Origin of the sequence: Duganella qianjiadongensis, assembly GCF_009857915.1 — a bacterium.
Taxonomy (GTDB): Bacteria; Pseudomonadota; Gammaproteobacteria; order Burkholderiales; family Burkholderiaceae_D; genus Rugamonas; species Rugamonas qianjiadongensis.
Genome location: NZ_WWCM01000007.1, coordinates 195337 through 221640 on the forward strand (window position 1 = coordinate 195337; position 26304 = coordinate 221640).

The following is a 26304-nucleotide window of genomic DNA, read 5'->3' on the forward strand; positions in this document are numbered from 1 at the left end:
TCATGGCAATTCCAGTTTTATGCCGCCGCCTAGCGCTGTCATCAACAATGTGTAGTTCTCTAGTTGTTTGCTTGCCACGACTGCCTGCTGCTGCTCCTCATTGAGCACGGTTAGCTGCGCGCTGATGGCGGTCTGCGCGTCACTGAGGCCGGCGCGGTAAGACTGTTCGGCCAGTTGCTGCTGGCGCTTGGCCACTTCCACTGCCTGCTGTGCCAGTGCCTGCTGTTCATGCACCGAATTGATGCGCACCAGTGCATTGGCCACCTCCGACAGCGCCTGCACGATGCTGGCGTTGTACTGTTCCACTGCCACGTCGTATAGCGCGCCCTGTTCCTGCAACTGGTTGCGCAGGCGGCCAGCGTCGAACAGGGGCAGGCTGATGGCGGGCATCACACCGGCCATGGCCGAGTGCCCGTCCAGCAGGTGGCTGAAGCCCAGCGACTGCACGCCGGCATAAGCGCTCAGGTTGATGTTCGGGTAGAACGCGGCCTGCGCTGCGCCTATGCGTGCACCGGCCGCTTCGATACGCCAGCGCTGCGCCACGATGTCGGGCCGGTGGCCCAGCAGTTCGGCAGGCAGGCTAGCCGGCACAGCGCTGCCCTGGCCTGCGGCCAGCGATAGGACTGGCCGGGCGATCGTGTCACCGTCGCCCGGACCTTTGCCAGAAAGGGCGGCTAGCTGGATGCGCAGCAAAGCCATGGATTCTTCCAGTTGCTCGATGTCGCGGCGGCCTGAGGCCAGCGTGGTTTCCATACTGCGCACATCGAGTTCGCTGGCGAGGCCGGCCTGATAGCGCTTGCGGCTGATATCGAGCAGGCGCTGGCGCTGGGCCAGACTCAGTTCGGCGCTGTCGTGCAGTGCGTATTGCAGCGCGAGCTGGACGTAGTTGTGCACGATGGCCGAGGCCAGCGTCAGCCGGGCCAGCTGGGCTTCGGCCGAAGCGATCTGCACTTCGTCCAGCGCGGCGGCCAGCAGCTGCCGGTTGCGGCCCCACAGATCAAGGTCGTAGCCAGCGTTGACGGTGGCGCTGGCCTTCCAGGCGTAATTGCCCGCCAATGGCGGCGGCACCGTGCTGTTGGCCGAATAGCGGTCCCGCGAGGCACTGGCGGCGGCATCGACGCGCGGCTGGGTGGACGCGCGGCTGAGGCCAGCCACTGCCTCGGCCTGCCGCACCCGGGCCAGTGCGATGTTCAGCGTAGGCTGCTGGGCCAGTGCGCTATCGACCAGCCGGTCCAGCTGGGCATCGTGCAGCGCCTGCCACCAGTGTGCGTCCGGCCATGCGCCATCGGTGCTGGCAGCGCGGATCGCCTTGCCGGCATCGAGCGAGGCGGCATTCAACTTGCGGGCCTCGGTGTGCACCGGTTCTAACGGGGCGCATCCGGCCAGCAGGAGCAGCAAGCTGGCTACTGGCAGGAGAGCAGTGATGGCGTTGCGCGGCATGGCGGCAGTCCGGTAGCGGTCAGTGGATGGCTGCTTATTTGGCGAAATGCTTGCGCGTCTGGGCGACGTCGAGATCGACTTCGGTTTCGATCAGCGTGCCGTTTTTGCGTGCTTCCAGATAGGCGGCCTGCACCTGCTCGCGGGTCAGTTGTGCAGGCTGGGTGCTGGCGCTAACTGGCAATGCTGCAGCGGCGACGGCGGCAGGTGCTGCTGCCGGTGCAGCTTTGGCAGCCGGTGCGGCGCTCTGGGCGTAGGCGCTGCTGACGGTGGTGGCAGTCGCGGCGATAGCGAATGCGGCGGTAGCGACTGCGTTCAACAACTGTTTGCTCTTGGTGCTCATCTTGATGCTCCTAGCGGGTTGGGATGAGTAAACTATAGAGATGAATAGTACATTTGTAAAGTAATTGTTTTCTATCAGCCTCATAGTTTTTCTTGAGTAGGCAGGATTTCCTGCTCAGGCCGCAGACGGGCCGAAGCGCAGACGCAGCACCAGCGGCATGATCAGCAGATTGACTGCCAGAACGGCAAGCCAGATGGCGCCGGGCCAGTACGCGCGCACGGCCATGTATATCGCCGAAAAGCCCAGCGGCGCAATGATGGAGGCCAGACTGACGGCAGCGGCCAGTACGCCCTGAAATTCGCCCTGCTGTTCGGGCGCGACGAGGCGGCTGGCCAGTGCCTGCAGGGCAGGCGCACCGATGCCGGCCAGCGCGAACAAGGGCATGACGATGAATACTTGCCAGTCCTGCCGCGCCAGTGCCATCACACTCAGGGCGCAGCAAGCGCCCAGCAAACCGGCCAGTATGGCGCGGCGTTCACCGAGCAGGCGGGTAGCGCGGCCCGGCAGCAGCGCCTGTGCCAGCGTCTGGCAGACGCCGAAAGCGCCTAGCGACAGACCGATGCGCAAACCGTTCCAGTGGAAGGCGTCCTGTCCCCACAGCGCCCAGCAGGTGCCATAGGCTTCGCCTGCCGCGCTGAAGGCGAAAAATACCAGCGTAATCGGCAGCAATTGGCGCTGTCCCAGCACCCAGCGCAAGGGCAGCAGCGGATTGAACTGTTGTAGCTGTAGCGCTTGCTGACTGCGCGGGCGCGACTCGGGCAGGGCGCACAGGGCCAGTAGCAGATTGGCGCCGTTTAGTGCAGCAGCGGCAACGAAGGGCAGCCGGACCCAATGGTCACCCAGCAGGCCGCCCAGTACCGGGCCGATGATGAAACCGGCGCCGAACATGGCGTTGCACATGCCGTAGCGGCCGGCGCGCTGTTCGGCGCTGGAAATATCGCTGATGTAGGCCGTGGCGACCGACATGTTTGCGCTGCTCAGGCCGGCGATGGCGCGGCCCAGAAACAGCATCCACAACTGCGGCGCACAAGCCATCAGCAAGTAGTTGAGGCTGGCCCCGGCCAGCGAAAGCAGCAGGACGGGACGGCGGCCGATGCGGTCGCTCAGCGCGCCGAGCACGGGGGCGAAGATGAATTGCATGACGGCATACAAGGCCGTCATGCTGCCTAGGTAGGGCGCAACGTCGACCTGCTGGCTGAGCTGTTCCAGCAAGCGGGGCAGGATGGGGAAGATCAGGCCCAGGCCGATAGCGTCGAGCGCCAGCGTGGCGTAAATAATAGTGAGAGAAGTCGGCATATGGATTGAATTGGTCTGAGTATAAAAATGTACTCAGTACATAAATTGTATCCAGTATAATCTCGTCATGTCAACCGCACCCGACCGCCGATCCCGCAAGCGCCTTGCCACCCGCCAGGCCATTTCCGACGCTGCTACCCGTCTCTTCATCGAACGCGGCTTCGATCAGGTGACGGTGGACGATATTGCCGAAGCGGCCGATGTAGGGCGGATGACGGTGTTTAATCACTTCCAGCGCAAGGAGGACATGTTCTTCGACCGCGATGCCGAAGGGCGCGAACTGCTGCTTGCGGCACTGGCGGGCAAGGCCCCGGAACAGTCGCCGCTGGAAGCGCTGCGTCAGCTGGCGCAGCAGCTGGTGCGCGAACAGCATCCGGCGCTGGCTTTTTCTGAGCGCAGTAGCAGTTTTGTGGCGGCCGTTGGCGCCAGTGAGGCGCTCAAGGCCAGAGCGCGGGCGATACGTGACGAACTGGAAGCGGCGCTGGCACAGGCGCTGGCGCGCAGTGCAGGACGGGCGGCGCCTGATGCTGATGCGGAGTTTGCCGCCGGTCTGCTGCTGGCCAGCTGGAGCTGCGCCTATCTGCAGGCGCATCAGCAGTACCGTCACAGCGCCGATGCGGCGCAGGCGCAGGCATGGTTTCTGGCGCGGGCTGAGCAGGGCTGTGCGGCGGTGCGCGCTGCGCTGGCGGGTACGCCTTACGTCTGAGCGCTACACGACGAGAAAATAAAAAAAGGGAGCGTAATGCTCCCTTTCTGCGATGGCCGGATCAGCGATCAGGCGAAGTTGGCAGCAGCGAAATCCCAGTTGGCCAGCTTGAAGAAGGTCTCAACATATTTAGGACGTACGTTGCGGTAGTCGATGTAGTAAGCGTGTTCCCACAGGTCGCAGGTCAGCAGCGCTTTGGCATCGGTGGTCAGCGGGGTAGCCGCGTTGGAGGTGTTGACGATGTCCAGCGTACCGTCAGCTTTTTTCACCAGCCAGGTCCAGCTCGAACCGAAGTTGCCTACGCACGACTTGGTGAACTCTTCCTTGAACTTGTCGAACGAGCCCCATTTGGCGTTGATGGCGTCAGCCAGCGCGCCTTCTGGTGCGCCTTTGCCGTTCGGGGTCAGGCCGTTCCAGTAGAAGGTGTGGTTCCACACCTGCGCTGCGTTGTTGAACACGCCGCCCGACGATTTCTTGACGATTTCTTCCAGCGACAGGTTTTCGAACTCGGTACCTTTGATCAGGTTGTTCAGGTTGGTCACATACGTTTGGTGGTGTTTACCATAGTGGTATTCCAGCGTTTCTTGCGAGATGTGCGGCGCCAGAGCGTCGATGGCATAGGGCAGAGGTGGCAGAGTATGTTCCATTGTTAGTCCTTTAATGGTTGCTGTTTAAAACCGGAGTGATTTTTGTCGAAACGTCCAGCATTGTAAAGCGGATGCGCTTTCGCTGCTGGAAAGCCCTCAATTCCGTGTGGCTAAAACCAGACCGCTAGCGCACGCGGCGGGTGGTCTCGCGCACCACCAGTTCCAGCGGTGGCACTTCGCCCCGCGCCGCTTCGCCATTGATGATGCGCAGCAGCGCCTGGGTGGCAATGCGGCCGATGTCGTACAGCGGCTGGCGTACCGTGGTCAGCGGCGGCGTGGTGTAGGAGGAGCCGGGCAGGTCATCGAAGCCGACCAGCGAAATATCGTCCGGCACGCGTATGCCTTTGCGGTACAGCGCCAGCCGCGCACCATAGGCGGTCAGATCGTTGGCGGCAAAGACGGCGGTGAACTGCTGGTGGCTGTCGAACAGCTGGTTCATGGCCAGCATGCCGCTCGATTCGTGGTAATCGCCTTCCACGATCAGCTTGTCGTCGAGCGCGATTCCCGCTTCGGCGAGGGCACGGGTATAGCCGGCCAGACGTTCGCCCGCATCGATATTGTTGGCCGGGCCCGTAATGAAGGCGATGCGGCGGTGACCCAGTTCGATCAGGTGGTGCACAGCCAGATAGGCGCCCGCTTCGTTATCGAGCTTGAAGCCCAGCGCGCTGGCTGTATGCAGCGCCCGTCCGGTGGAGACGATGGGGCGCTGGGTGGAGAAGTTCAGCACTGTCTGGTCCGACATGCGGCCCGATAGCAGGATGATGCCGTCAACTTTGCGTGCCAGCAGCAGGCGGATACGGTCGGCCTCCTCGTCGGCATCCCAGTGGCCGCTGACGATGACGGAAGCGTAGCCGGTGTTTTTCAGGCCATCGTCCACCCCGCGCAGGGTTTCGTCGAAGAAGGGGGACGAAATATCCTGCACCACGATACCGATGGTCATGGAGCGGCCTTTTTTCAGGCCTTGCGCCATCTGGTTGGGCGCAAACTTCACTTTCTCGATAGCGGCCAGCACGGCATCGCGTTTGTCGTCCGAGACGCGGGCAGTGCCGTTGAGTATGCGCGAAACGGTGCTCGGCGAGACGCCCGCAAGGCGGGCAACATCCATCAGGGTTGAAGGGCCGGAGTAGCGCGTATTGTCTGCCAAGAGATGTCCTGCTGCGATAGTGTGGAAATATGGCCTATGAAAACCTTTTCGCCGCAAGATTACCATAAATCTCCGCGCTATCTGGCAATTGCCGGTCTTTGGCCGGATAGACTTTCAAAACGATATGGTTTTGGTGGGGAAAAGTATCTTGAAATCGTTTTCAAAGGCGTGCTGACATATAATTGGCGGAAAGCCGTAGAGCAAAGCGTGGTGCCGCAGGCATAAGAGTAGTGTCGCAACAGTACTGAAATAGAACAGGATGCAGCATGGAGACAGTCGCACATTCCCACCAACTGAGTGGCCCCCGTTTGCTGGCCGATGTAGGCGGCAGGCGCGCCAGTTTCGGGCTGGAGACGGCGCCCAACTGCATCGTCGCCGTGTGGGAAACCGACTGCGCCAACTATCCCACGCTGGGGGCGGCACTGGTGGCCTATCTGTCGCAGGCGGCCACGGTGGCGGCGGGCGGCTATCAGGCCCGCTATGCCGGCATTGCGATTGCCAATCCTATCGATGGCGACTGGGTCACCATGACCAATCACCACTGGTCGTTTTCCATCGAAGCCGTGTGCTCGCAGTTCAGTCTGAAGTCACTGGTGGTGGTGAACGACTTCAAGGCGCTGGCCAGCGCGCTGCCGTATGTCGATGCCGCGCACCGGCACCAGATCGGCGGCGGCGTGGCGCGCGCGGGCGCCATCATCGGGCTGGTGGGCGCCGATGCAGGGCTGGGCGTATCGGGGCTGGTGCCGGCCGGTGACCGCTGGATTGCCATCGACAGCGAAGGCGGGCATAGCACCTTCGCGCCCATGAACGAACGCGAAATCGAGATTCTGCGCTATGCACGGCGCTATCACGAACACGTGTCGAGCGAACGGCTGGTATCGGGACTGGGGCTGGCGCTGGTGTACCGCGCACTGGCCGAGCGGGCCCGTATTACGCCGCAGGAGCTCGATGCGGTGCAGATCACCGAGCGCGCGCTGGCCCGCACCTGCCCCGTGTGCGAAGAAACCCTGCTGGCGTTCTGTGAAATGCTGGGTACCGTGGCGGGCAATGTGGCGCTCACGCTAGGCGCCAAAGGCGGCATCTATATAGGCGGGCGGGTGGTGCCGCCCATGCTGGCCTTCTTCGAGCGTTCCGGCTTCCGCGCCCGCTTCGAGCAGAAGGGGCGCTTCTCCGACTATCTGGCACATATTCCCACGCTGGTTATCACGGAAAAATATCCTACCCTGATCGGCATGTCGGCCATGCTGTCGGCGTCTTAAGTACGGCCGCTGCTGGGCTGTTGCCCGCTGCGCCGCGTAGCGCATGCGCTAGTTCTGCAGCGGGTGCACCGCGGCCACGTCGAGTTCTGCACGGCCCTCGGCGACGCGCACGGTGACTTTGCCCGGCGCCTTGAGCTGCACAGGACTGCGCACGATGCCTCCTTCTTCATCGGTAACGATGGCATAACCGCGTTCCAGCGTACGCTGCGGATTGAGCAGTGCCAGCTGCGACGACCAGGCGGCCAGCGCTTCGCGCCGCTGGCTTTGTTGCGTGCCCAGCGCCAGCGTGGCGCGGTGCTGGAAGTTGACCAGCCGGGTGCGCTCTGCCGAGACATCCGGTGCCTGCGCTGCCAGCCGGTCGGCCAGCCGCTGCATCTGGTAGCGTGCCTGCGCCAGCGGTGCGCGGTTGGCGTGGGTGAGGGTGCTGGCCAGTCCCTGCAGCTTGAGGCGCTGCTGACGGATCTGGGCAGCAGGGCTGAGCAGTCTATGGCTGTAGTTATCCAGCGTCTGCGCCGCTTCGCTGCCCATGCGGCGCATGGCGCGGCGCAGATCGATCACCTGCGCGCGCAGTTCCGCCACCCAGTCGGCACGCGGCGTCACGGCCAGTTCGGCAGCGGCGGTGGGTGTGGCGGCGCGCAGGTCGGCAGCAAAATCGCAGATGGTGAAGTCGGTTTCGTGGCCCACGCCGGAAATGACCGGCATGCGGCAATTGGCCACGGCATAAGCCACATCTTCCTCGTTGAAGGCCCACAGGTCTTCGATGCTGCCGCCGCCCCGGCAGACGATCAGCACATCGCAGTCATTGCGCAGCGAGGCCGTGTCGATGGCGGCAGCGATCTTCTCGCCCGCGCCCTGACCCTGCACTGGCGTAGGGTAGAGCACCACCTGCACGTGCGGCGTGCGGCGCTGCAGGGCCGTCAGCACATCGCGCAGTGCCGCAGCCTGCGGGCTGGTGACGATGCCCACAGTGCGCGGGAAAACCGGCAGGGGGCGTTTGCGTTCAGGATGGAACAGGCCGGCCGCTTCGAGTTTTTCTTTCAGGCGCAAGAAGGCTTCGAACAGCGAACCTACGCCGGCACGGCGGATAGCTTCCACGTTGATCTGATAATCGCCGCGGGCACCGTACAGGGTGACCAGCGCGCGTACTTCCACCTTGTCGCCCTCGCGCGGAATGAAATTGGCGTACTGGGCGCGGCCACGGAACATCACGGCGCGCACCTGCGCAGCATCATCCTTGAGGGTGAAATACCAGTGGCCCGAGCTGGCGCGGGTGAAGTTGGACACTTCGCCGCTGATCCAGGTCAGTGGAAAAGAGCGTTCCAGCAGGCGTGCCACCGCCTGATTCAGCGCGCTAACGCTGATCACAGGTGCGGCGGGCGGGGCAGCAGGTTCATCAAAATTCATAGTCGATGCAGCGCAGTGTGCGCGATAGCGCGGAAAAATCGCGAGTGGGGGATTTTACCGCGTCCATGGCGGTGTATAGCTATCCACATGGCGCGAAAACCGTCATATAGCGGTCATACAGTACAGTTAGCGTGAAATCTTGCATGTATAGCACTGATTCTAAACGAAAAATGGTCCTGCTAAATTTGCGTGCAGAGATAAAAAATCCTTATAAATCAAACGCTTTGAATAAGTGATGGGTGGTTGCGCACAAAGTTATCCACAAAAAATGTGTAGAAATCCACCGCCCTAACTGTTCTGGTGGAAATTTTCTGCTTGGGCGGTGCAGAAGTGCGCCGTTAGCGTCTGTGCATTATTTTTATGCATGGTTTTAATCTCTTTTAAAATCAGATACTTGCCTATTTACATCTGCCGTTGCGCACAATCTTATCCACACAAAGTGTGTAGAAGTGCACAGCCGGACAAGGGTTTCAGCATGCTTTTTAGCTGCCTAATTTTTAGGCTATGGGAAAATATCCTTATAAATCAATGGGGTTAGCTAGGACGTACAGCCTTGCGCACAATCTTATCCACATAATTTGTGTAGAACTGCACAGTTGTCCCCATTAGGGGCTAAAACATGCCATGTTGATAATGAAATCAGTGCATCCTGTTCACTATGCTGGAATTTTGCGCAGAGGCACTATATTGATTGAAATCAATGAGTTAACCGGCCATCCCGTGCCTTGCTCACAATCTTATCAACAGAATATGGGCACAACTTTTGCGTGCATTGTGGATAGCGCCTGCTGGTGCACTGCGCTATTTTTGAGCTTGATAATTTTCTCTATTTAAATCAATGACTTAATGTGTGCTGTACGGTATTGCTCACACAATTGTCCACAGAAAATGTGCAGAACTCTGTTCTGGGGATAAGGGCTTTTTCAGCACTCGCGTCCAGCCACTTGCCGAGTACGTCCCAACAAGATACATTGCGCCTTCGGGAGTTCATCTATTCAGGAGTCTGTTTTGCTCGCCATCTTACAAGCGGCCGGTTGGCCTATCTGGTTATTGCTGACCGCTTCGATTGTTGCCACCGCACTCATCATCGAGCGGCTCATGTATCTGCGCCGTAGCAAAATCCTGCCCAAAAAACTGCTCGACGACGTGGTACTGGTGTACCGCAACGGCAAGGTGACGGCGGAGATCATCGACAAGCTGGAACAGAATTCGCCGCTGGGCGTGGTATTTGCCGCCGCCTTGCGCAATGTCGATTCGCCGCGCGAGGTGATGAAGGAGTCCATCGAAGAGGCGGGCAGTGGCGTGGCGCACACGCTGGAACGCTTCCTCACCACGCTGGGCACCATTGCCACGCTGGCGCCGCTGATGGGCCTGTTCGGCACGGTGGTCGGTATGATCGAGATTTTCGGTGCCCAGAACGCCACCGGTTCCAATCCTGCCCAGCTGGCGCACGGTATTTCGGTCGCGCTGTATAACACCGGCTTCGGGCTGGCCATCGCCATGCCGGCGCTGGTGTTCTACCGCCATTTCCGCGCGCTGGTCGATAGCTTTATCCTCGAAATGGAACAGCAGGCCGTGAAGTTTGTCGATATTGTCCACAGCAAGCGCAAGTAAGGACGCCGCATGAACTTCCGCAAAGGCCAGCGCCGCGAAGACCCGGAAATCAATCTGATTCCGTTCATCGACGTGCTGCTGGTGATACTGATCTTCCTGATGGTGTCCACCACCTACAGCAAGTTCACCGAACTGCAGATTACCCTGCCCACTGCAGACGCGCAGAAGGCCACGGAAAAACCGTTCGAACTCAATGTGACGGTCGATGCCAAGGGCAACTACACCATCAATCAGCAGCCGGTATCGTTCCGCGATGTGGCGGGACTGGCGCAGGCTATGAAGCATGCGGCTGCACAGGGCGGGGCGGCCGGCCAGTCGCCGGTGGTGATCGTCAATGCCGACCAGTTTGCCATGCACCAGATGGTGATCAACGTGATGGAAGCGGCGCGCGTGGCCGGCTACGAAAAACTCACCTTCGCTGCGCAAACCGGCGCAGCCAGGTAAGCGCTGGCGTCGTTACCGGTGAATTCTCCTTCTCCTCAAGCTGCCGAACCGCAGCCCACCGCACCATCCGCATCGGCGCCATCCGTGCAATCCGGCTCGGCGCTGGAAGCGCGCCTCACGCGCGCGTGGCTCAGGCGCGGGCCGCTGGCCTGTGCGCTGTGGCCCGTCTCGCTGCTGTTCCGTGCCCTGAGCGGCATGCGCACCGCGCTGTTCCGCGCCGGGCTGCTGAAGTCCACCCGTTTGCCGGTGCCGGTGGTGGTGGTGGGGAATATCTTCATCGGCGGCACCGGCAAGACCCCGCTGACCATCTGGCTGGTGCAGGCCTTGCAGGCTGCGGGTTTGCGCCCCGCTGTCATTTCGCGCGGCCACGGCAGCAAGGATACGGCGCCGCGTCTGGTGGATGGCCGCGCCACCGCGGCGCAGGTGGGCGACGAACCGCTGCTGATCTGGCAGCGCTGCGCCTGTCCGGTGATGGTGGGACGCGACCGTGCTGCCACGGGGCAGGCCCTGCTGGCGCTGCACCCCGAAATCGATATTCTGCTCACCGATGACGGCTTGCAGCATTACGCATTGCAGCGCGATGTAGAGATCATACTGTTTGATGGCCGTGGCGCCGGCAACGGCTGGCTGCTGCCCGCCGGCCCGCTGCGCGAACCCGTCAGCCGGCGGCGCGATGTGACCGTGATCAATGCGGCGCAGCTCACGCCCGCGTTGCTGGCCAGCGTGGGCGTTAGTCAGGCCGGTGTGCAGCAGAGCACCGGACAGCGGGGCATCGCACTGCCGGAGGTCGCCTACCAGATGCTGCTGGCCGGCGACTATGCCGAGCAGTTGTGTAATCGCCAGCAGCGCACCACGCTGGCCGAGCTGGCCGCCCAGCCTGCGTTGCGCGTGGTGGCTGCAGCCGGCATCGGCAATCCGGCACGCTTTTTCGGCATGCTGCGCGCAGCCGGTTTGCAGGTGCAGGAGCTGCCGCTGCCCGATCATCACGATTTTCTCGACCGTCCGTTTGCAGCACTGCAGGCCGATCTGATCTTGATGACGGAGAAGGATGCAGTAAAATGTGCGCAAATTGAAGAACTCAGAGATGATCCGCGCTTGTGGGTTGTCCCGGTCACGGCGCGCATCGATGCTGCGCTGGCCGCTCAAATCGTGGAGAAATGTCGTGGACGCTCGTTTGCTTGATATCCTGGTCTGCCCTGTCTGCAAGGGCCCGTTAGAGTACGATAAAAAGGCGCAGGAAATGATCTGCAAGGGTGACCGTCTGGCTTTCCCTATCCGTGACGGCATCCCCATCATGTGGGCCGACGAAGCCCGCACCCTGCAGGACAAGGCGGAATAAGCGGTGGCCGCACCGTTCATCGTCATCATTCCGGCGCGTCTGGCTTCGACCCGCCTGCCGAATAAACCGCTGGCCGATCTGGGCGGCAAACCCATGGTGGTACGCGTGGCCGAACGGGCTGCGCTGGCTGGCGCCAGCCGTATCATCGTGGCCACCGACCATGCCGATATCCGCGCTGCCTGCGCACAGCATGGCGTGGAAGTGTGCATGACCCGTGCCGATCACCCGTCCGGCACCGACCGCATTGCCGAAGTGGCGCGCACGCTGGCGCTGCCGGCCGACGCGGTGGTGGTCAATCTGCAGGGCGACGAGCCGCTGATCGACCCTGCGCTGCTGCAGGCTGCGGCCGCCCGCATCAATGACTATGTGCCGATGGCCACCTGCGCCCACCCGCTGCACGATGCGGCGGACACCTTCAACCCTAACGTGGTGAAGGTGGTGCTGGACAAGGAAGGGCGGGCGCTGTATTTCTCGCGCGCTACCATCCCGTGGCATCGCGACGCTTTTGCCAAGGAGCAGAGTGTGCTGCCGGCCGGCTACGTGCCGCTGCGCCATATCGGCCTGTACGCCTACCGTAACGATTTCCTGCAAGCGTATCCCACGCTCGAAGTTTCCCCGCTGGAGTCTATCGAGGCGCTGGAACAGCTGCGTGTGCTGTGGCATGGCTACCCGATCGCCGTGCACGTGACCGACTCGGCACCGGCTGCCGGGGTCGATACGCCGGAAGATCTGGCCCGCGTGCGCCAGTTTTACTGAGCCGGACCAGGCTTGGCCACTGTTGTAGTCCATACCACATCGTCAGGCAGTCGTCAGTTGAAACGGTTATAACTGCGGACGGTGGTGCGATATTCATACGGAATATCTCTCCCCGCCCCGGATTCGCCCCATAAGAGCGGTTTTAGCTGTCACAAATTGGCGTAGAGACGAGGTTTTGTGGTAAGTTGCGTACGATAGTCAGACTTGCAGCAGATCTACTGTTTCCACATCACCCATATCCATATCTGTTTTAGGAATTTTTCATGCGTCTTATTCTTTTAGGAGCACCAGGTGCCGGCAAGGGCACTCAGGCTAATTTCATCAAAGAAAAATACAACATCCCGCAAATTTCCACTGGCGATATGCTGCGTGCGGCCATCAAAGCTGGCACCGAAATGGGTCTGGCTGCGAAAAAGGTCATGGACGCAGGTGGTCTGGTGTCGGACGACATCATCATCGGTCTGGTCAAAGACCGTCTGGCCGAGCCGGATTGCGCCAACGGCTATCTGTTCGACGGCTTCCCGCGCACCATCGCCCAGGCTGACGCCATGAAAGACAGCGGCGTAGCCATCGACTACGTGCTGGAAATCGATGTGCCGGACGATTCCATCGTCGAGCGCATGTCGGGCCGCCGCAGCCATCCGGCTTCGGGCCGCGTGTACCATGTCAAGTTCAATCCGCCTAAAGTCGAAGGCAAAGACGATGTGACCGGCGAAGATCTGGTGCAGCGCGACGACGACAAAGCGGAAACCGTGAAGAAACGTCTGGACGTTTACCACAACCAGACCGAAGTGCTGCTGAGCTACTACAACAACTGGGCCAGTACCGGCCAGCCAGGCGCACCGAAATACCGCCGCATCTCCGGTGTGGGTCCGGTAGAACAAATTCGTGACGCGGCATTTGCCGCGCTGACGGAATAAGCGTTACAGTAGAGCGGACCGAGTGTCCGCTTTTTTTATGTCTGCGCTGCTGCTGTGCAGACTGGCCCGATGTTCTCGTGGCGGTTAGCAAAAGCTAGCGCTCGGTGCTCTCCCGTTTTGAAGTGATGCAGTACGCAGGTTAGTTGGCTGCGTCGTCCTACCCGGATGACGTCAGTTTTCTGAGTGTGGTTTGTAGACTTGTTCAATAACAATAAGGGGACACTATGGCAGCTAGTCTATGGTTTGCAGTTGCGTGCGGCGTGATCGCCGTGGTTTATGGTTTATGGTCGCGTAGCTGGATATTGCGACAGGATGCGGGCAATCCCCGCATGCAGGAAATTGCCCTTGCCATACAGGAGGGCGCGGCGGCCTATCTGGCGCGCCAGTATCGCACCATCGGCATGGTGGGCGTAGTACTGCTGGTGCTGATCGGCGCCTTGCTCGATATGCGCACGGCTGTCGGCTTCCTGATCGGCGCGGTACTGTCCGGTGCTTGCGGCTTTATCGGCATGAATGTCTCGGTACGGGCTAATGTGCGCACCGCGCAGGCAGCCACCAAGGGCATGAATGAAGCACTGAATGTCGCCTTCAAGGGCGGCGCCATTACCGGCATGCTGGTAGTGGGGCTGGGTCTGCTGGGCGTGGTGCTGTTCTATATCTACCTGACGACTAATCCGGCCGGTGCTAGCGTGACGCCCCATGATCTGATCAAACCGCTCATCGGTCTGGCGTTTGGCGCTTCCCTGATTTCCATCTTCGCCCGTCTGGGCGGCGGCATTTTCACCAAGGGTGCCGACGTGGGCGCTGATCTGGTGGGCAAGGTCGAAGCCGGCATCCCCGAAGATGATCCGCGCAATCCGGCCGTGATTGCCGATAACGTGGGCGATAACGTGGGCGACTGCGCCGGTATGGCGGCCGACCTGTTCGAAACCTATGTGGTGACGCTGATCGCCACCATGCTGCTGGGTGCGCTGCTGATCGTGAATGCACCTACCACCGCTGTGGTGTATCCGCTGCTGCTGGGGGCGGTGTCCATCATCGCCTCGATCATCGGTTGCGCCATGGTCAAGGCCCAGCCGGGCAAAAAAATCATGTCGGCCCTGTACACGGGGCTGTGGTGGGCCGCCGGTCTGTCGCTGATAGGCTTTGCCGTGATTACGTGGCAGGTGTGGCCGGATGAAGCCATGCGCATGAAAATGATGGGCTGCACCGTGGTCGGCATCGTGCTGACGGGGCTGATGGTTTATATCACCGAGTACTATACGGGCACGGATTTCCATCCCGTCAAACACATCGCCGAAGCTTCTACTACGGGCCATGGCACCAACATCATTGCCGGTCTGGGCGTGTCGATGAAGTCTACCGCCTATCCGGTGCTGGCTGTGTGCGCGGCCATCCTCGTGTCTTACCAGCTGGGCCAGCTGTATGGCGTGGCGATTGCGGCGACTTCCATGCTGTCCATGGCCGGCATCGTGGTGGCACTCGATGCTTACGGCCCGATTACCGATAACGCCGGCGGGATTGCGGAAATGTCCGGCATGCCGGAATCCGTGCGCGCCATTACCGATCCGCTCGATGCGGTGGGCAATACCACCAAGGCCGTAACCAAAGGCTATGCTATCGGTTCGGCCGGGCTGGCCGCGCTGGTGCTGTTTGCCGACTACACCCACGCGCTGGAGTCGGCCGGCAAGAGCATTACTTTCGATCTATCCAATCCGATGGTGATCGTCGGTCTGATTATTGGCGGGCTGATTCCCTACCTGTTCGGCGCCATGGCGATGGAAGCGGTAGGACGTGCAGCCGGCGCCGTGGTGGTGGAAGTGCGCCGCCAGTTCCGCGACATCAAAGGCATCATGGATGGCACGGGCAAACCCGAGTATGACAAGGCGGTCGACATGCTGACTGCATCGGCGATCCGTGAAATGATACTGCCTTCGCTGCTGCCGGTGGTGGTGCCGATTATCGTCGGCATGCTGCTGGGTGCGGCGGCACTGGGCGGTATGCTGATGGGGACCATCGTCACGGGCCTGTTCGTGGCAATCTCCATGACCACCGGCGGTGGCGCATGGGATAACGCCAAGAAGTACATCGAAGATGGCCATTTCGGCGGCAAGGGTTCGGACGCGCACAAGGCGGCCGTGACCGGCGATACGGTAGGTGATCCGTACAAGGATACGGCAGGCCCTGCCGTCAATCCGCTGATCAAGATCATTAATATCGTGGCGCTGCTACTGGTGCCGCTGCTGCCTGCCTCAGGCTGGCTGGCTGTGACGCCTGCAGCGCCGGTGGCAGCGCCGCCAGCAGCCATGATGCAGCGGGCCGATGCGCCACCGCCGCCGCAAGTGATGGCGCCGACGCAAGGCGCTGCAGCCCAGCCTGCCGCGCCGGATGCGGCAGCAGCCCCTGCTAGCGGTACGAAGTAAGCGCCAGTCTTAAGGTTATAAATTGTTACGCACACTATCCTTCGTTCCTGCCTTGTCCAATAATGCAGTGGGCGACAGGGGCGGAGGATGGGATGCAGAATCTAAGCGGTGTATGCAGGCGGCGCGGAATAAGCAGCCCGGTTGAACGTGCAGCATTGAGCGGTATGGCACGGTTGCTGGCTTGGCCGCTGCTGGCCAGTTGTGCGTTCGGGGCGTACGCCGTGGCAGCCACAGAGCAGGACAAGTCTGCCACTCATCCAACCAGTAGCGAAATCGAAGCCTATGCGCGCCTGCCGGTCTGCACCCTCAGTGCTGACGGACAGCATCTGGCAGTGCAACCCTGTCGAACCGCGCCCGCCCGGGTGCCTATGCCGCGCCGTCCGGTGCCGCAACAGATCGACCGATTGCCGGAGACCCGGCTAGCATCGCCCGTTGCGCCGCCTCAGTCCAGCATGGTGTTAGCGCCGGCGCCGGCTTGGGTACCTGCGCCGCTTCCGGCGTCCGTCGCCCCAGCGCCCATGCCGCGTGCGCTGAATAATTGCAGCGCGGCAGGTTGCAATGATGCGCAAGGTGCCCGCATCAACAGTGCCGCACCCGGCATGGTCATCACGCCGCAAGGGCAGGTCTGCAGCCGCAACGGCGTGTGGATACAGTGCTAGCGCAAACTGTGCGCAGGTTTTCACCGTGATGCCATAAAAATTCGCTACAATGCTGATGTGACGTTAACGTAAACGTCAAATAAAAATCAGATAGGGACACACATGCAAATTCAGGACAATGTATTCATCGTGACGGGTGGCGCTTCGGGACTGGGCGCAGCAACTGCGCGCATGCTGGTAGCGCAGGGCGGCAAAGTGGTGCTGGCCGACGTGCAGGCGGAAGCGGGTCAGGCGCTGGCTGCCGAACTGAACGCCGTGTTCGTCCAATGCGACGTGACCTCGGAAGCAGACGGCCAGGCCGTCGTGGCAGCGGCAACTGCACTGGGCACGCTGCGCGGCCTGATCAACTGTGCCGGTGTGGCACCAGCCATGAAAACCGTGGGCAAGGACGGCCCCCATCCGCTGGAACTGTTCCAGCGCACCGTCAACATCAACCTGATCGGCACCTTCAACATGGCCCGTCTGGCCGCCGACGCGATGAGCAAAACGGCAGCGACCGACAGCGGCGAGCGCGGCGTCATCATCAACACTGCATCGGTAGCCGCCTTCGATGGCCAGATTGGCCAGGCTGCCTATGCCGCCTCCAAAGCCGCCGTAGCCGGCATGACGCTACCGATGGCGCGCGACCTGTCGCGCAACGCCATCCGCGTGATGACCATCGCACCGGGCATATTCGAAACCCCGATGCTGATGGGCATGCCGGAAGAAGTGCGCACGGCGCTGGGCGCCATGGTGCCGTTCCCGCCGCGCCTGGGCAAGCCGGGCGAATACGCCCAGCTGGCACTGGCCATCATCGAAAACACCATGCTCAACGGCGAAACCATCCGTCTGGACGGCGCCATCCGCATGCAGCCAAAATAAGCCGCATGGCGGGGGTAGACCGGACCTGCCCTTGGTCCGATCTGCCCCCGCGCGGGTTTTGGTGTAGGATTCCAGAGTGATCGGGCGCGCAGCGCAGGCTGCGCGCTTTTTTATTCTGGAGAGTCTATGTTTCGTTTGAAGTCGCTGAGCGCCCATCTGGCGCTGTCCCTGCCACTGCTGCTCGCATTACAGCTACCGGCCCATGCCCAACGTAGCAGCAACGAAGCTGCCCCCGAAATCGCCACCGGCTATGCGGCCAAGGCGGGCCAGTCGGCGCAGAAATTCATGGTGGCGGCGGCTAATCCGCTGGCCACCGAGGCTGGCTACCAGATGCTCAAGCAGGGCGGTGCCGCCATCGATGCGGCCATCGCCACCCAGCTGGTGCTGACGCTGGTGGAGCCGCAATCGTCCGGTATCGGCGGCGGTTCCTTCCTGCTTTACAGCGATGGCAAGCGGGTGCAGTCCTACGATGGACGTGAAACTGCGCCCGCCGCAGCGGATGAACATCTGTTCCAGGATGCCGACGGCAAGGCGGTGTCACGCGAAATCGGCGTGATCGGCGGCCGCTCGGTCGGTGCGCCCGGCGTGCTGCGCATGCTGGAAATGGCGCACAAGGAGCATGGCCGCCTGCCATGGAAGGTGCTGTTCGGACCGGCGATCAAGCTGGCGGAAGAAGGCTTCAAGGTCAGCCCGCGTCTGAACGGCCTGCTGTCGTGGGACCGCTATCTGGTGCGCGATCCGGTGGCCCGGGCCTACTTCTTCGACGAGCAGGGCAAACCGCGTCCGGTTGGTTATTTGCTGAAAAATCCTGAGCTGGCGCGCACCCTGCGCGAAATCGCCGACGGTGGCGCCGATGCCTTCTATCAGGGCCGCATTGCCAGCGATATCGCCGCCAAGGTGGCTGGCCACCCGACCAATCCGGGCAAGCTGACGGCGGCCGACATTGCCGGCTACCGTGCGCTGGAACGCCAGCCGCTGTGCACCGACTACAAGGCATGGACGGTGTGCGGCGCACCGCCGCCTTCGTCCGGCGGCGTGGCCATCGCGCAGATGCTGGGTGTGCTGGAGATTAAAGACATTGCGCCGTTCAAGCCGGTGGATGGGCAGCTGACGGCGCAAGGTATCCACCTGTTCAGCGAAGCGGGACGGCTGGCCTATGCCGACCGCGATCATTACATTGCCGATCCGGCCTTTGCGCCGCTGCCCGGCAAAGGCGTGGCAGCACTGGTGGATAAAGCCTATCTGGCCCAGCGCGCCGCGCTGATCGGCGAGCGTTCGATGGGCCGTGCTTCCTACGGCGTGCCGGAAACGCTCAAGCTGGCATGGGGCAAGGACAGCGCCATCGACAAGCCGTCCACTTCCCATCTGGTGGCAGTGGATGCCTACGGCGGCGCACTGTCCATGACTACCTCGGTGGAGGATGCATTCGGTGCGCGCCAGATGGTTGATGGCTTCCTGCTGAATAACCAGCTGACCGACTTCTCGTTCGATTCGCGCGATGCCGACGGTCCGATAGCCAACCGCGTACAGGCAGGCAAACGCCCGCGCAGTGCCATGTCGCCAACACTGGTGTTCAAAAAGGGTAGCAGGGATCTGGTGCTGGCAACCGGTTCGCCCGGTGGCGCCACCATCATCAACTATGTGGCCAAGGTGCTGGTGGGCACGCTGGACTGGCAGCTCGATGTGCAGCAGGCCATCAGCCTGCCCAATATCGGTAGCCGTAACGGCCCCACCGAACTGGAAAAAGGCCGTGTTGCGCCGGAAGTGATCGAGCAGCTGAAGGCGCGCGGCCACCAGATCCGCGAGTCCGAGTTCAATTCCGGCCTGCAGGGCATCGAGCGGCGTGTGGTTAATGGCAAGGCTGAATGGTTCGGCGGCGCCGATCCGCGCCGCGAAGGTGTCGTATTAGGTGACTAAGTTAGTGACTTAGTCGGTACAAGTCGGCCTAACTGCAGGGCTGGGACTCCCCAAATCTCTCAGACCCTGCTAATCTCTTTGAATGGGAATTCATAAGAAAACCGGCCTGATACTGACAGGTGGTGGTGCACGAGCGGCCTATCAGGTCGGCGTGCTGCAGGCGATCTCGCAAATACTGTGGGAGGCAGGCTGGCCGCCGGCACGCAATCCCTTCGAAATCATCTGCGGTACTTCTGCCGGTGCCATTAATGCCACGGCGCTGGCCTGCCGTGCCGACAATTTCGGCGAAGGCGTACAGAAACTGCTCGACGTGTGGGAACACATCGAAGTGGGGCAAGTTTACCGCGCCGATTCGCTGGGCGTGATCCGTTCCGGCGCGCGCTGGCTGTCGCTGCTGTCGTTCGGCTGGCTGCTGCGCAAATGGCGCGCCCAGCCGCCTGCATCTCTGCTCGATAACACCCCGCTGGTAGGCCTGCTGCACCGCATGCTGGATCTGCCGCGCCTCGATGCCGTGCTATCGGAAGGCCTGCTGCATGCGCTGGCGGTGACGGCATCCTCCTACAGCGCCGGCAATCACCTGACCTTCTACCAGACTGCGGCCGATATCGCGCCATGGATACGCATGCAGCGCGTGGCCCTGCAGGACCAGATCGGCGTCGAGCATCTGCTGGCTTCGTCGGCGATTCCCTTCATTTTTCCGGCCACGCCGCTGTACATGGGCGGCCATCGCGAATACTGCGGCGACGGTTCGATGCGCCAGCTGGCGCCGATTTCTCCCGCCATCCACCTGGGCGCCAGCAAGGTGCTGGTGGTAGGGGCAGGAAGGCTGACGGAGCCGCCGCGCAGCGCGGCGGAACATGATGCCTCGCGCTACCCCAGTCTGGCGCAGATTGCCGGCCATGCCATGTCGTCCATCTTCCTCGACAGTCTGGCGGTGGATATCGAGCGGCTCGAGCGCATCAACCGCACGCTGTCGCTGCTGCCGGAATCGCTGCTGGAGCATACACCGCTCAAACCCGTCAAGCTGCTGGTGATTGCGCCGTCGGAGCGGCTCGACGCCATCGCTGCGCGCCATGTGGCCAGCCTGCCCGCGCCGATACGCACCATGCTGTCGGGCATAGGCGCAACCGAATCGCGCGGTTCTGCGCTGGCGTCCTACCTGCTGTTTGAATCTTCCTATACCTGCGAGTTGATCCGCCTTGGCCAGCACGACACGTTCGCGCGCAAGGACGATGTACTGGCATTCTTCGAATCCTGATCGGACTACGCCTTGTCGCTGAAACTACGAATCTGTCGCTATCTGCTGCTGCCGCTGCTGTTGTGGGGCACTGCCGTCTGGGCCGGAGCGCCACCGCGCACCCTGCGCTTTGACCAGTTCCGTGTCGAGAACGGGCTGGCGCAGGAGACCGTGCTGTCGATCACCCAGGACCGGCAGGGCTTTATCTGGCTCGGTACGCAGGCTGGCGTAACCCGCTTCGACGGCTACCGCGCGGTGACCTTCAAGAGTGCGGTGTCCGACCCGCGCAGCCTGATCGATAACTGGGTGCGCGCGCTGCATGTGGACGCAGCGGGCCAGCTGTGGCTGGGCACGGACGGCGGGCTGGACCGCTTTGATCCCGATACCAACACCTTCATCCACTACCTGCCTAGCGAATCGAGCCAGCGTGGCAATGGCAACCGCCATATCCGCGCTATTGTCGATGATGGTGCCGGTTCCATGTGGCTAGCCAGCGGCGATGGCCTGCATCTGTTCGATCCGCGCACGCGCCGTTTCGTCAGCTGGCATCATGATCCGGCCGATCCGGGCAGCCTGTCGAACGATCAGGTGAACGCGCTGGCACGCGATGCCAGCGGGCGGCTGTGGGTGGCCACCGCCACCGGCCTCGATATGCTGGCGCCGGGCGCCATGCGCTTCCAGCACTTCACCATGGACGCCAGCCGCAACAGCAAATTCAATACTGTGCTGACGCTGCAGGTCGATAGCGAACAGTCGCTGTGGGTAGGTACTCTGGGCGGGCTGGAACAGTGGCGCCTGCTGGGCAGCGAGCCGCAGCGGCGCCGCTTCGGCCCGCGCGAAGGCTTGCGTGCCGGCGCCAGTGTGCCGGTGATGTATCAGGATCCCGATACCAATATCTGGATAGGCACGCAGGCCGATGGCCTGTTCCGCTGGGTGCCCGCCGAGAATCGCCTGCAGCAGTACCGCCACCAGTTAAGCGATACCCATAGCGTGGCCGATAACCAGATATCGGCACTGTACCGCGACCGTGTCGGCACCTTCTGGGTCGGCACATGGAATGACGGCGTGAGCCGGGTCGATATGGGGAGCGGTGGTTTCTCGCGCATTGTGCGGCAGGCCGACATTCCGAATACGCTCACCGACAACAAGGTACATGCGATCATCGGCGAAACGCAGGGGCGGCTCTGGCTAGGGACCAGCAGCGGCCTGAATCTGTATGATCCGGTAAGCGGCACGGCCAGAACATGGCGCTATGCGCCCGGCAGCGCGAATGGTCTGAGCGATGATCACGTTACGACGCTGCTGCGCGACAAAAAGGGCAACATCTGGATAGGCGGGCGGGCCGGCCTGAATTATCTGAACATGGCCAGCGGCACCATCAGCGTCACCTCGTTTGCCCATGGCGATCCGGCCAGCGACATTATCCGTAACATCGTTAGCGATAATGCCGGCATCCTGTGGATAGCCTCGCGTGGCGGCCTGCACCGGCTGGACCCGCAGACCATGGCGGTGCGCACCTACCGGCACGATCCGTCCGACCCGAATAGCCTGTCCGATAATGTGGTGCGGCCGATACTGGAAGACCGGCAGGGCCGCTTGTGGGTGGGGACATTTAACGGTCTCGATCTGTTCGACCGCAAGACCGGCGTATTCCGCCATTTCCGCCGCGAAGCCAGTAATCCCAAGAGCCTGAGTCACGACGAGGTGCACTATCTGTACGAAGATGGCGCAGGCACTATCTGGGTGGGTACGGCAGCGGGCCTGAACCGCATGGAACAGGGCAAGGACGGCAGCATCAGCTTTCATGCCTACCTGCGCAAGGACGGCTTTGCCGACGATGCGATTGCCTCGATTCTGCCTGACGATGGGGGCAACCTCTGGCTCAGCACCAATAGCGGCCTGTCGCGCCTGAATACGCGCACTGGCCTGATCCGCAATTATTCCGGCGCCGACGGCACCATCGAGGGCGCTTACTTCGATGGTTCGGCACTGCGTGCCGCCGACGGCACGCTGTTCTTTGGCGGCTTCAACGGCATTACCACCTTCATGCCTGCCGAGATACGGGAAAACAGCGTGGCGCCAGCGGTGGTAATTACCGATTTTCAGATCTTTAACAAGTCGGTCAAGCCGGGGCAGGGTGAACATCCCGATGTGCTGAAAACGGCGATAGAACATACGGCCTCGCTCACACTGAGCGAACGTGATTCGGTGTTCTCGCTCGAATTCGCCGCTCTGCACTTTGCCGCCCCCCAGCGCAACCGCTTTGCCTACCAGTTGCAGGGCTTTGACGAGGACTGGGTGCTGACCGACTCTGATAAGCGCTTTGCCACCTACACCAATCTTGATCCGGGCAAGTACATCTTCCGCGTGAAAGCGGCCAACAAGGACGGCATCTGGAACGACAATGCGGCGACGCTGGAAATCACCATTTTGCCGCCGTTCTGGAAAACCTGGTGGTTCCGCCTGCTGGTGTTCATTATTGCCGCTGGCGCCGGCTATGCGGTGTACCGTGCCCGCGTGCGCAGCCTGCGCCACCAGCAGCTGCGGCTGGAAAATCTGGTGGGCTCGCGTACCGCTGAAGTCGAACAGAAGAACCTGCTGCTGCAGCAGCAGAAGCAGGAGCTGGAGCAGCGCCGGCTGGAAGCCGAAGCGCAGCGGGCCGAGGCCGAGCAGCGCCGGATAGATGCCGAACGCCAGAAAATCGAAGTCGAACATCAGAAGGAAAACGTCGAACAGGCTCACCGCAACATTTCCGTGCTCAGTGAACTGGGACGTGAAATGAGTGCCACGCTGGATATGGAGACCAGCATGCAGACGCTGTACCGCCATGTGCACCATCTGATGAATGCGCAGATATTCGGTATCGGCTTCGTGCACGAAGATGAGGGAGTGATCGACTTCCCGTTTGCGATAGAAGAGGGCGTGCGCACCCTGCCATACCAGCGCCGGCTAGACCAGCCCAACCAGCTGGCCGTATGGTGCCTTACGCAGCGCCAGCCCGTGTTCATTAATGACTTCCATGCCGAATACAGCCGGTATATGGATGAATCGGGACTGGATAATCTGGTGCCTTGCATACGCGAGGATGGTCAGCCCGCATCGATAGCGCAATCGATGATGTATGCACCGCTGGTGGTAACCGACAAGGTGGTGGGGCTGCTGTGCGTGCAGAGTAAAGAGAAGAACGCCTATCAGCAGGTACATATGGACATGCTGCAGACACTGGCGGCCCATGCTGCGGCCGGTCTGGAAAATGCGCGCGCCTACCAGCAGCTGGAAGAAACCCTGCAGACGCTGCGCCGCACGCAGGAACAGCTGGTGCAGCAGGAGCGGCAGGTAAGGCTGCACACCGACGAGCTGGCACTGGCCAACCGCGCTTTGCAGGAAAATGACGAGCGTCTGCGGCTGGCCAAACAGAAAGCGGAAGATGCGACGCGGCAGAAGTCCGAGTTCCTTGCCAATATGAGCCATGAAATGCGTACACCGCTGGCGGGCGTGATCGGCATGCTGGGCTTTGCTCTGCGCGACATCAAGCTGGGGGTCAGTACACGCGAGCAGATACTGCGGGCGCAGGCCAATGCCCAGTCGCTGCTGTCCATCATTAACGACCTGCTGGACTTCTCGAAAATCGAGGCAGGCAAGCTGACTATCGAGAACATCGATTTCTCGCTGTCTTCGGCGGTAGAAAATGTCGTCAGCCTGTTCGAAGAGCAGGCAGCCGCGCACAGCGTGGGCTTCAGTCTGGAATTTGGCGACGACCTGCCGCAGTACGTGGTGGGTGATCCCACCCGTCTGCGTCAGGTACTGGTGAATCTGGTGGGGAACGCCTTCAAGTTCACCGAACAGGGCTCGGTGCGCATGCGGGTGGAGCGGGTTGCGGCGGGCCCGGAGGGCGACATACCCGGTATGAACCGTATCCGCTTCAGCGTCAGCGATACGGGCATAGGCATCGAGGCTGAAGCCATTCCACGCCTGTTCCAGCAATTCGAACAGGCCGACGCGTCCACCACCCGCCGCTACGGCGGCACCGGACTGGGGCTGGCCATCTGCCGCCAGCTGGTAGAGCTGATGGGCGGCGAGATCAGTGCCGTCAGCGCGCCGGGGCAGGGCAGCACCTTCATCTTTGAACTGCCGCTGGCGAACGGCGCGGCGCCAACCATGGTGCCGCATGTGCCGCGCGAGCCGCATAGCCACCAGCTCAAGGTGCTGTGTGCCGAGGACTTCCCGACCAATCAGATCATCATCCGCATGATGCTGGAAGATCTGGGCCACAAGGTGGATATCGCTGCCAATGGCGCGCTGGCGGTGAAGGCCTGCGCCCTGACGCGCTATGACCTGATCCTGATGGATGGCCGCATGCCGGAAATGGATGGCGCCAGCGCTACGCGGATTATCCGTGCCGGCGGCCCTATCGATGCCCCTGTGCGGGATCAGGAGCTGATGATTATCGCGCTGACTGCCAACGCCAGCGAAGAGGACCGTAGCCGTTATCTGGCAGCAGGTATGGATGATTTCCTGACCAAGCCTATCGACGAAGACAAGCTGCACTTCCAGCTTAGCCGCGCGATCGAGCGCCAGTTGCAGCGTGGCGTGCATCTGCCGCGTATGGCGCCGCGTAACGAGGGCGCCAACGGCACTGCGGAACTCGATGCCATGTTCGGCGTGGCGCCGGCGCCTGCGCCCGGGCTGGAACCGGCACGGCTGGCGCAGCATAGCGGGGGCACAGACCTGAAGCAGCGCCTGCGCGCAGCCTTCAATCAGGATGTGCCGATGCGGCTGGCAGAGCTGGCGCAGGCCATCGACGACTGTGCCGCCGATGTGGCGGGCCGCCTGCTGCACGGCATGAAGGGCAGTGCCGGCTATCTGGAAGAGCAGGAATTGCAGGCACTGTGCGGCGATCTGGAGCTGGCGGCCGATCATGGCGATTGGGAGCGCTTGCGTGATGCGTTGCCACAGTTGCGCGAACTGTTAGGTAAAGTGCGCTAGAGAACATCCCGCGGGTGACTGTTTCGGGTAAGATTGGTTGAAATGCTAACAGTGATGCCGGCAGCCGGCGGCGGTTTTGGTCACTCGGGCATAGCGCCCAGCTAGCAGCGCAGGTAACGAGACACAGGGAAATACATGAAAGTTCTGGTGGTCGATGATGATGTGGTCTCGCGCATGGTGCTGATGCACCTGATCGACAGTAGCGGTCAGTTCGAAATCGCCGAGGCCGAAGATGGCGAGGACGCGTGGCAGCTGCTGCAGCAGGGCTTGCGTCCGGCGATCTGTTTCTGCGACTTGCGCATGCCTCGCCTATCGGGACTGGAACTGCTGCAGCGCTTGCGCCAGCATAGCGATTTCGCCACGCTGCCTTTTGTACTGGTCACTTCGGCCAACGATCACCACACGGTAGAAGAAGCCACCCAGAGCGGCGCTACTGGTTATGTGGTGAAGCCGTTTCAGGCGGATCAGGTGCGCCAGCATCTGCAGGCATTGCTGCCGGCAGCGCAGACCAGCTACCGCCATCGCGCGGAAGAACCGGGGCTGACGCTGGTCCGGCTGGGGATTAACGCCGATCGCCTGCTGGTGTATCTGAACGGTTTTGCCAGCCAGCTGGGCACAGCCAGCGAAGAACTCGGTACGGTGCTGGAACAGGGACGGTACGATGAGCTGCAGCAGCGGCTCGAACGCCTGCATGCGGGCTGTGTGACGCTGGGACTGGGCGGCGCTGCCGACTGTCTGCAGCAGTTGCAGGCGGCGCCTTTGAGTGTGCCCGCCATTCAGGCTGCGCTCAAGGAGGTGGTGCGTGCCGTCAGCTACCAGACCGATCTGGTATTGCAATCCATCCCCGAATAAGCTTTCGGCCCGTGCGGGCCTGCATGGTCATTGCACGGTTGCGCTTTACCCCTGATATCA

At 61.7% G+C, this 26304-nt stretch carries 22 protein-coding genes; 16 read left to right on the top strand and 6 right to left on the bottom strand.

Annotated features, from left to right (window positions below):
* The 3 genes from GTP27_RS12300 to GTP27_RS12310 all read right to left on the bottom strand — a co-directional run bounded on the left by GTP27_RS12300 (window position 1) and on the right by GTP27_RS12310 (window position 3076).
* Window positions 1–1440 (bottom strand): efflux transporter outer membrane subunit, encoded by a 1440-nt coding sequence (locus GTP27_RS12300; RefSeq protein WP_161039468.1) that lies wholly within the window; start codon window positions 1438–1440, stop codon window positions 1–3.
* A 34-nt stretch (window positions 1441–1474) separates the two neighbouring features.
* Complete coding sequence (locus tag GTP27_RS12305; protein WP_161039469.1) at window positions 1475–1780, bottom strand: DUF4148 domain-containing protein; 306 nt, start codon at window positions 1778–1780, stop codon at window positions 1475–1477.
* Window positions 1781–1894: 114 nt separating this feature from the next.
* The gene (locus GTP27_RS12310; RefSeq protein WP_161039470.1) at window positions 1895–3076 is read right to left on the bottom strand and encodes a TCR/Tet family MFS transporter; all 1182 of its coding nucleotides are present in this window, start codon (window positions 3074–3076) and stop codon (window positions 1895–1897) included.
* A 67-nt stretch (window positions 3077–3143) separates the two neighbouring features.
* On the opposite strand from GTP27_RS12310, the gene GTP27_RS24055 reads away from it, so the two are divergent.
* Window positions 3144–3782: a TetR/AcrR family transcriptional regulator gene (locus GTP27_RS24055; RefSeq protein ID WP_161039471.1), complete on the top strand. Its 639-nt coding sequence runs from the start codon at window positions 3144–3146 to the stop codon at window positions 3780–3782.
* A gap of 68 nt (window positions 3783–3850) precedes the next feature.
* Here the strand turns inward: GTP27_RS24055 and sodB are convergent, their stop codons facing one another.
* Window positions 3851–4429, bottom strand: coding sequence for a superoxide dismutase [Fe] (gene sodB, locus GTP27_RS12320; RefSeq protein WP_155434696.1), 579 nt, complete (start codon window positions 4427–4429; stop codon window positions 3851–3853).
* A gap of 124 nt (window positions 4430–4553) precedes the next feature.
* Complete coding sequence (locus GTP27_RS12325) at window positions 4554–5534, bottom strand: LacI family DNA-binding transcriptional regulator (RefSeq protein WP_161039539.1); 981 nt, start codon at window positions 5532–5534, stop codon at window positions 4554–4556.
* A gap of 75 nt (window positions 5535–5609) precedes the next feature.
* On the opposite strand from GTP27_RS12325, the gene GTP27_RS12330 reads away from it, so the two are divergent.
* The gene (locus tag GTP27_RS12330; protein WP_161039472.1) at window positions 5610–5798 is read left to right on the top strand and encodes a hypothetical protein; all 189 of its coding nucleotides are present in this window, start codon (window positions 5610–5612) and stop codon (window positions 5796–5798) included.
* A 41-nt stretch (window positions 5799–5839) separates the two neighbouring features.
* Entirely contained in the window at window positions 5840–6832 is a 993-nt protein-coding gene (locus tag GTP27_RS12335) for a glucokinase (RefSeq protein WP_161039473.1), read from the top strand.
* A gap of 48 nt (window positions 6833–6880) precedes the next feature.
* Here the strand turns inward: GTP27_RS12335 and xseA are convergent, their stop codons facing one another.
* Window positions 6881–8236 (bottom strand): exodeoxyribonuclease VII large subunit, encoded by a 1356-nt coding sequence (gene xseA / locus GTP27_RS12340; RefSeq protein WP_161039474.1) that lies wholly within the window; start codon window positions 8234–8236, stop codon window positions 6881–6883.
* Between the two features lie 1008 nt (window positions 8237–9244).
* Here xseA and GTP27_RS12345 point away from each other — a divergent pair.
* From GTP27_RS12345 to GTP27_RS12405, 13 genes are all read left to right on the top strand, one after another.
* Window positions 9245–9850 (top strand): MotA/TolQ/ExbB proton channel family protein, encoded by a 606-nt coding sequence (locus GTP27_RS12345; RefSeq protein ID WP_161039475.1) that lies wholly within the window; start codon window positions 9245–9247, stop codon window positions 9848–9850.
* Between the two features lie 9 nt (window positions 9851–9859).
* Complete coding sequence (locus GTP27_RS12350; RefSeq protein ID WP_161039476.1) at window positions 9860–10294, top strand: ExbD/TolR family protein; 435 nt, start codon at window positions 9860–9862, stop codon at window positions 10292–10294.
* An 18-nt stretch (window positions 10295–10312) separates the two neighbouring features.
* The gene (gene lpxK, locus GTP27_RS12355) at window positions 10313–11476 is read left to right on the top strand and encodes a tetraacyldisaccharide 4'-kinase (protein ID WP_371865917.1); all 1164 of its coding nucleotides are present in this window, start codon (window positions 10313–10315) and stop codon (window positions 11474–11476) included.
* Window positions 11457–11633, top strand: coding sequence for a Trm112 family protein (locus tag GTP27_RS12360; protein WP_071651656.1), 177 nt, complete (start codon window positions 11457–11459; stop codon window positions 11631–11633). Before lpxK ends, GTP27_RS12360 begins: the two co-directional genes overlap by 20 nt.
* Before the next feature lie 3 nt (window positions 11634–11636).
* Entirely contained in the window at window positions 11637–12389 is a 753-nt protein-coding gene (gene kdsB, locus GTP27_RS12365) for a 3-deoxy-manno-octulosonate cytidylyltransferase (RefSeq protein ID WP_161039477.1), read from the top strand.
* Between the two features lie 263 nt (window positions 12390–12652).
* A complete protein-coding gene (adk, locus tag GTP27_RS12370) occupies window positions 12653–13309 on the top strand; it encodes an adenylate kinase (protein WP_161039478.1) in 657 nt (218 codons plus the stop codon).
* Window positions 13310–13533: 224 nt separating this feature from the next.
* Window positions 13534–15732, top strand: a complete 2199-nt coding sequence (locus GTP27_RS12375) for a sodium-translocating pyrophosphatase (protein WP_161039479.1) — start codon at window positions 13534–13536, stop codon at window positions 15730–15732.
* Window positions 15733–15953: 221 nt separating this feature from the next.
* Window positions 15954–16391 carry a flagellar biosynthesis protein FlhF gene (locus tag GTP27_RS12380; protein WP_161039480.1) on the top strand — a complete coding sequence of 146 codons (438 nt, stop codon included), beginning with the start codon at window positions 15954–15956 and terminating at the stop codon, window positions 16389–16391.
* 102 nt (window positions 16392–16493) lie between these two features.
* The gene (locus GTP27_RS12385) at window positions 16494–17252 is read left to right on the top strand and encodes an SDR family NAD(P)-dependent oxidoreductase (RefSeq protein WP_161039481.1); all 759 of its coding nucleotides are present in this window, start codon (window positions 16494–16496) and stop codon (window positions 17250–17252) included.
* 126 nt (window positions 17253–17378) lie between these two features.
* Entirely contained in the window at window positions 17379–19169 is a 1791-nt protein-coding gene (gene ggt, locus GTP27_RS12390) for a gamma-glutamyltransferase (RefSeq protein WP_161039482.1), read from the top strand.
* Window positions 19170–19251: 82 nt separating this feature from the next.
* Complete coding sequence (locus tag GTP27_RS12395) at window positions 19252–20427, top strand: patatin-like phospholipase family protein (protein WP_161039483.1); 1176 nt, start codon at window positions 19252–19254, stop codon at window positions 20425–20427.
* 12 nt (window positions 20428–20439) lie between these two features.
* Window positions 20440–25392, top strand: a complete 4953-nt coding sequence (locus GTP27_RS12400; RefSeq protein WP_161039484.1) for a two-component regulator propeller domain-containing protein — start codon at window positions 20440–20442, stop codon at window positions 25390–25392.
* Window positions 25393–25527: 135 nt separating this feature from the next.
* Window positions 25528–26244 (top strand): response regulator, encoded by a 717-nt coding sequence (locus GTP27_RS12405; protein ID WP_161039485.1) that lies wholly within the window; start codon window positions 25528–25530, stop codon window positions 26242–26244.
* Window positions 26245–26304 lie beyond the last annotated feature (60 nt).

What these genes read in the sequence shown, in the direction of transcription:
- GTP27_RS12300 (WP_161039468.1), bottom strand. Translation starts at nt 1,440, where the DNA reads ATGCCGCGCAACGCCATCACTGCTCTCCTGCCAGTAGCCAGCTTGCTG.
- GTP27_RS12305 (WP_161039469.1), bottom strand. Translation starts at nt 1,780, where the DNA reads ATGAGCACCAAGAGCAAACAGTTGTTGAACGCAGTCGCTACCGCCGCA.
- GTP27_RS12310 (WP_161039470.1), bottom strand. Translation starts at nt 3,076, where the DNA reads ATGCCGACTTCTCTCACTATTATTTACGCCACGCTGGCGCTCGACGCT.
- GTP27_RS24055 (WP_161039471.1), top strand. Translation starts at nt 3,144, where the DNA reads ATGTCAACCGCACCCGACCGCCGATCCCGCAAGCGCCTTGCCACCCGC.
- sodB (WP_155434696.1), bottom strand. Translation starts at nt 4,429, where the DNA reads ATGGAACATACTCTGCCACCTCTGCCCTATGCCATCGACGCTCTGGCG.
- GTP27_RS12325 (WP_161039539.1), bottom strand. Translation starts at nt 5,534, where the DNA reads ATGGATGTTGCCCGCCTTGCGGGCGTCTCGCCGAGCACCGTTTCGCGC.
- GTP27_RS12330 (WP_161039472.1), top strand. Translation starts at nt 5,610, where the DNA reads ATGAAAACCTTTTCGCCGCAAGATTACCATAAATCTCCGCGCTATCTG.
- GTP27_RS12335 (WP_161039473.1), top strand. Translation starts at nt 5,840, where the DNA reads ATGGAGACAGTCGCACATTCCCACCAACTGAGTGGCCCCCGTTTGCTG.
- xseA (WP_161039474.1), bottom strand. Translation starts at nt 8,236, where the DNA reads ATGAATTTTGATGAACCTGCTGCCCCGCCCGCCGCACCTGTGATCAGC.
- GTP27_RS12350 (WP_161039476.1), top strand. Translation starts at nt 9,860, where the DNA reads ATGAACTTCCGCAAAGGCCAGCGCCGCGAAGACCCGGAAATCAATCTG.
- adk (WP_161039478.1), top strand. Translation starts at nt 12,653, where the DNA reads ATGCGTCTTATTCTTTTAGGAGCACCAGGTGCCGGCAAGGGCACTCAG.
- GTP27_RS12375 (WP_161039479.1), top strand. Translation starts at nt 13,534, where the DNA reads ATGGCAGCTAGTCTATGGTTTGCAGTTGCGTGCGGCGTGATCGCCGTG.
- GTP27_RS12385 (WP_161039481.1), top strand. Translation starts at nt 16,494, where the DNA reads ATGCAAATTCAGGACAATGTATTCATCGTGACGGGTGGCGCTTCGGGA.
- ggt (WP_161039482.1), top strand. Translation starts at nt 17,379, where the DNA reads ATGTTTCGTTTGAAGTCGCTGAGCGCCCATCTGGCGCTGTCCCTGCCA.
- GTP27_RS12395 (WP_161039483.1), top strand. Translation starts at nt 19,252, where the DNA reads ATGGGAATTCATAAGAAAACCGGCCTGATACTGACAGGTGGTGGTGCA.
- GTP27_RS12405 (WP_161039485.1), top strand. Translation starts at nt 25,528, where the DNA reads ATGAAAGTTCTGGTGGTCGATGATGATGTGGTCTCGCGCATGGTGCTG.